The following is a 5,756-nucleotide window of genomic DNA, read 5'->3' on the forward strand; positions in this document are numbered from 1 at the left end:
GCGGCAAGGGTGGGGGCAAGGGTGGAAGCAAGGGGTCAAGTCGTGACGGTGCGATGGAGATCGAAACCGGGCTGATACCCAGTTCAGTCAACGCAACAAACCCTACGCAGGTAAGATCTTTCAAAATTTTCGAAGGCAAGGGATGTCGCCGCGACTACGCACGGTTTTGCCCGACGAAACCGATGGGTAAATGCGACCTTGAAAGCCAGATCGAACGGCTTTCACCTGCGTGCAGAGATTTCGTCGAGAAGCATCGGTGAAGTCGCGTGGCTATTATGCTAATGTAGCTATCTCTCATTCGATGCGTCAGTCTGACGATAGGTCCTCAGCTGACCGTCTGTCGAGCATGGCCGCGGGAAATAAACATCCCTGGCCGGAGCCGGTTGCGGGGCCTGTAGCTGGAGGGCCGTCGACGGGCCATGAGGAGAAAAAGGGCGAGAAACCGGGATCGCGACGCAAATCCTATGTCCGACAATCGGAACATTGCCGCTGCGATCGAGGCTTGCTACGACGCCGCGTTCGAGTTTAGGCAGTGGCCCGCAGCGCTTCAAATGCTGGCCCACTCCCTAGGAGCCACAAGTTGCGTTATCCGCACCTGCGATCCAACTCACCCGTTTCGTAGCGATCAGCGATCGCCGACCGCGCTCAGACCCGATTCGACCGAACATGCCGAATTCGCCGCCCTTTGGATCGAAAGAATCGAAGGTGCTCCCGATCCGCATGAACGTAGACCGCGCAAGAGGTTGGCAAAACTGACAGACAGCTTCGTTGTCGAGGATGAGATCACCACTCGTGATGAGCGCGAGGTTCTCCCTTATTACCAAGAAATCGCGCGTCCAGGCGACCGGGAATGGTGGGCTGCAATAGACTTCATGGTGAAGGATCGAAGGTGGATGCTCTCGATGTTTCGTGACGCTCATAAGGGGCCATTCTACCGGAATGAAGCCGAGGATTTCTTGGCGATCGTTCCGTCGATGGTTCGCATCATCAGTGCTGCGGAAAAGGTTTGGGAAACGGCAGTCGAACCGAACCTGGCCATTCTGGATCGGATGGGAAGCGCAGCTCTGTTGCTGAATTGCCGAGGCCGCGTCACCCGCTACAATAAACACGCGGAAGCTCTGCTTGGTACTGGCCTCGTTATCCACGGTGGTCGTCTCCGGGCGGCAGATCGGCCCAGTGATTCACGCTTGCAGAAATTGATCGCAGGCGTGGTCAGCCAATGCGGCGACTTGAGCGACGGGGAGCCCGTTTTGATTGCTCGCGAGGGTTCGCCATGGCTTGTTGCTGAAGCCATTCCGATGACCTCGTTCGTCCATGACCTCTTTAACGGCGGAGACGCGCTCCTCTATTTTACCGATCTTGTGGCCGAAACGGCGCTACCCAAGCAACTGATAAGGCACGCCTTTCAACTAACAGCAGCCGAAACGCGGCTGGCCTGCCGCCTTGCCGATGGCCGAGGTATCGGCGCGGCAAGCTCTGCCCTGGGAATTGGCCGTGAAACCGCCAGAACCCAGCTCCGTGCAATATTCTCGAAAACAAGCACCGGAAGTCAGGCGGAACTCGCGAAGCTCTTGTCCCGATACCAAGGGTCCTCCACGCATTGAAGTCGCGGTGTCACCCGTTCGGGTGAAGCCCTGACGGTCCAAGGGTTGCACTCTGCGCTGAATCGGGGCCGTGGCACTTCACAACAACAGGCGCCGGTCTCGATCCGATACGTCTCAAGCGGGGCGGCCGGTCAGACGATATTTGGTTTTTGCAACGGTGCGTGCCTGAATCCCTCTGATGTCCGACTAGTGCCTTCGGGCCGAAGAGGTGAGCAGAAAACATCGCGTCCGCTATTACATTAGCAGTAGGAAATATATTGCCAAACGGCGGCGCGAGGCGGATCATCAACGCCCGCACCTCCGATCGAGAATTGGAAAGACAGGGCTGATCGGAGCTTGCCGATCGTACCGAACGCCAGGAGGTTCAGATGAAACTGCGTGCTTGCCTGCCAAGTGCAGGATGGACAGCTATTGCCTTAATGAGTTTCGGCACAGGTGCTGCCATTGCTTACGCCGCGGACAGTCCGTTGCAGTCGCAGCTTCCGGCGCCAAGAGTATCGTTGCCGGGGGAACTCGACATCACACACTGCGTCGCTCTGGCCGCTGCCGGCCAATCACTGGCCCCGCAAGACTTGAAGGCCTACGAGGAGGCCCAGCCGCCATTGTGGGATGACCTGGGCTCCCTGAGCTATCCGATCAGCACAAAGAGCGCCGATGCCCAAAAATACTTTGACCAGGGGCTGCGGTTCGCCACCAACTTCAATCACGCGGAGGCGCGACGCGCCTTCCGCAAGGCACAAAGCCTCGATCCCGACTGTGCGATGTGCTTCCTCGGCGAGGCACTGGTCCTGGGCCCGAACATCAACGTGCCGATGGATCCCACCGCAAATGCACCAGCGATCACTGCTCTTCGAAAGGCGCAGGCGCTTTCATCCGGTGCCACCGAGAAGGAGCGGGGACTGATCGAGGCGGTCGCCACGCGGTATTCCGAAGATCCCAAGGCCGATCGAAACACCCTGAACGCCGCCTTCGCCGATGCAACTGCGGCGCTTTCCGACAAATATCCTGACGATCTCGAACTCGCTGTGCTGGCCGCAGAGGCCGGCATGGACACGCAGCCTTGGGACTATTGGCAGCCGGGCGGCAAGGAACCCAAGGGCCGCACCGCCGACATCCAGAGGCGGCTGGAAGGCGTTCTCGCCAGGAAGCCCGACAATCCGATGGCGATTCACCTCTACATTCATCTTGTTGAGGCCTCGGATCGTCCGGAGCGCGCCGAGCCCTACGCGGACCGGCTAGCAGCGCTGATGCCGGGGGCCGGACACATCGTCCATATGCCGAGCCACATCTACTATCGCGTCGGCCGCTACACGGATTCGCTGAAGTCCAACGAAGCTGCCTCGAAAGTGGACGAGACCTATCTCGCCGAAACCGGCGCTACCGGTGTCTATCCGCTCGGCTACTATTCCCACAACGTGCACTTCGTATTGGTTTCGGCCCAGCTCCTCGGTGACTCGAAGACGGTGCTTGCAGAGGCTGAGAAGCTGGACAAGTTTCTGACTAACGAGGTGGCCACGGCAATACCGATCGTGCAGCCGGTGAAGGCAGCTCCGTATTTCGCCTGGGCGCAATATGCCGAACCGGATGCGATCCTGGCTAAGGCCGAGCCGGCCGGCGCGCCGCCTTACATCACATCGATGTGGCACTATGCGCGCGGCGTCGCCCTGGCCGAGAAGAAGGACGCCTCGGGCGCGCGAGTCGAGGCGGACGCCATCCACAAGATCGCTCAGGAAACCGACTGGTCGGTGCACGATGCCTGGGGAATCCCGGCATTGTCGGTCCTGCAAGTGGCCGAAGATGTCGTACGTGCCCGCGCTGCGCAGGCCGAGAATGACGTCGGCGGCTCGATAGCCTTCTGGAAGAAAGCGGTCGAAACGGAGGACACGATCCCCTACATGGAGCCTCCGTACTGGTATTATCCCGTGCGGCAGTCCCTCGGTGCCGCCCTCCTCAAGAACGGTCAGCCGGCGGACGCGGCGAAGGAGTTTGTGGCGGCGCTCCACCGCGCACGCAGCAGCGCCTGGGCACTGTTCGGGCTGCAGCAGGCGGCGGAGGCCCAAGGCGATACTGCCGCCGCAACGAAAGCCGCGGACGAACTTTCCAAAGCCTGGAAGGGCGATCCGGGCATGCTGACGCTGGAACGGCTCTGAACCTCATCCCGGACGGGACCGCTGCGGTCCGTCGACCGGGCTCCAACCAATCACCCAATTTCCGATTTGTCGGAACGTCTGCAAGCGCTTTTCTGACGTTATTCGAACGGTAGAAATCCGCATGCAGGTTCCGTACAGATGACCGATGCGACCCCGGTGATCGGCTCTGGTTTCAGTCCGATTCAGGTCCGACAGTATCTGGCTTAAGCAGCAAAACGTGGTGATCCCGACAGTCCATGGCGAACCAGTCTCCGTTTGAGAATTCCCTGATAACGGGCAAAAACTGGGAGTTCGCGAGAAACGAGCGCTTTGCATGGGGCGGAAAATCAATATTGCATAGCGATGTCAGCTACTTAGCGGAACATTCCCTGCGCGGTGGATCAGGAAAATTCGCCCCGGACATCAGGAAAATCACGCAGCCAGGGATGATTCATCAGGGAAACCGGCTGTCGTTGCGCGGGATCTGATTGCGAGTTCTTGGGATCGAATTGTCGTAGTCCGGGAACGCCTTGCTGTATCGCAGGGAACGTAGGCGCGATTGCAATTGTGAAGTGATAAGGGGTGGCAACGATTTGACGCTTCCCGAAATTTAAATGCGACAGGCTGAGATCTGACTGTCGGATTGGAAGTCGGACGGCAGGAAAAAGAGGGGCGTCTTCGCCCAAGCGTTCCATTGAAAGTCGTCGGCTGGACCTCGCGTGCGCATGCATATCGGTCGCGGAGAACATCGTACAGCTGTGCAAGCCATCGGCACACAATAGCGTTGTTGGGGCGTCTCGGGATCAAGGCAGACTTTGCATGGCTCTGGCCATCGACGAGCCGTTCGCAAATCTGGTCGGTTATCTCCGCAGAACACTTGGTCGGGCCATAGATGTCCTTTTGCGGTCTGGGCGCATGCTTTCATTTTTTGGGCAGCGCCGCCCTACTTGCTCGGCTTCTGCATTGGTGATCTTCTGTCGAAAAATAATGGAGGAATGACCATGTCAGACGCGAGACAAGAACCGTCCCAGTCGACTCAACAAACAGAGGAACAGAAGAGAAGTGCAGGTACTCGCGGAAAATTTTCCGATATTTCTATCAGCGAGCTGAGTTTAGATGAGGCCATAGCACTCAAAGCCTTGCGAAAGTTCGACTTCGAATTCGTCGACTACAATGTCTACGACACGCTTAGTAATTTCGGTGGCGGGACGCTCGTGCTAGTTGAGACTTTTCGGCAACCGGAGAACGAAGTTGGACGAGTGGCTCATGATTATCAAGTGCTTGTAAAAAATGGAAAGGGAATAGTCTACAACGACTACACTCAAGCCTTGCGTCTCGGCTCAGAGCGGGCGGATTTTCTGTCTCGACTGGTTTCCCCGGATACAGTTCTCGCGCTTCTGACCCTTGTTTTGGTGGCAGCGTTCTTGGCGTTCTGGGGGGTTTTCAAAGAAAAGACCCCGGAAGTGTTGGGTGTCGCTCTCACAACGGTCATTGGCTTTTGGTTTGGGCGTCAATCGAGGACAACGTCAAACACAAAATGACCAGATGCAATGCGCCTCACTTTCGGTGGTGTGACTAGCTGAAAAGCGGGGCAAGACATGGGTAGTATGGCACTCACTAAGTCCTTGGAGGAGGACAATGGCATCTCGGGTGACGATCGATGAACAATTGCATGACACAAATGGCGGTGGGACCAGGCACGATCCTGCACTGAGCCGTCAATTCACTGTAGCCTGCCCGCTTGGCACTTGTGTAACGTTCAAGTCGACTATGTATTCATTGACGAACAGGTACTTGTATTTCCTAGTGAATTTATGGTGATCCCGACAGGAATCGAACCTGTGACCTACAGATTAGGAATCTGCCGCTCTATCCTACTGAGCTACGGGACCACGCGGCCCGACACATAGCCGCTTCCGATCGTTTCGCCAAGGGGCGGGCCGAACACTGTCGTAAGCAGATGAGTTGTCCGGATTAGGTAGCACGTGAGTTGTCCGGTTTTATCGCCAGCGGATGGAGGCTG

At 57.5% G+C, this 5,756-nt stretch carries 4 protein-coding genes and 1 tRNA gene; 4 read left to right on the forward strand and 1 reads right to left on the reverse strand.

Annotated elements, in window-relative coordinates:
* The 4 genes from FJ959_RS32015 to FJ959_RS31410 all read left to right on the forward strand — a co-directional run.
* Positions 1-260 (forward strand): hypothetical protein (locus FJ959_RS32015; RefSeq protein ID WP_210239552.1); only part of this gene is annotated, 260 nt, incomplete at its 5' end.
* Between the two features lie 204 nt (positions 261-464).
* Positions 465-1,604: a helix-turn-helix transcriptional regulator gene (locus tag FJ959_RS31395; protein ID WP_140633916.1), complete on the forward strand. Its 1,140-nt coding sequence runs from the start codon at positions 465-467 to the stop codon at positions 1,602-1,604.
* Positions 1,605-1,972: 368 nt separating this feature from the next.
* Positions 1,973-3,754 carry a hypothetical protein gene (locus FJ959_RS31400; RefSeq protein ID WP_140633917.1) on the forward strand — a complete coding sequence of 594 codons (1,782 nt, stop codon included), beginning with the start codon at positions 1,973-1,975 and terminating at the stop codon, positions 3,752-3,754.
* A 980-nt stretch (positions 3,755-4,734) separates the two neighbouring features.
* Positions 4,735-5,274 (forward strand): hypothetical protein, encoded by a 540-nt coding sequence (locus FJ959_RS31410; protein ID WP_140525777.1) that lies wholly within the window; start codon positions 4,735-4,737, stop codon positions 5,272-5,274.
* A 274-nt stretch (positions 5,275-5,548) separates the two neighbouring features.
* Here the strand turns inward: FJ959_RS31410 and FJ959_RS31415 are convergent.
* A tRNA-Arg gene (locus tag FJ959_RS31415) sits at positions 5,549-5,625 on the reverse strand.
* Between the last annotated feature and the right edge of the window lie 131 nt (positions 5,626-5,756).

Origin of the sequence: Mesorhizobium sp. B2-2-4, from assembly GCF_006442375.1 — a bacterium.
Classification (GTDB): domain Bacteria; phylum Pseudomonadota; class Alphaproteobacteria; order Rhizobiales; family Rhizobiaceae; genus Mesorhizobium.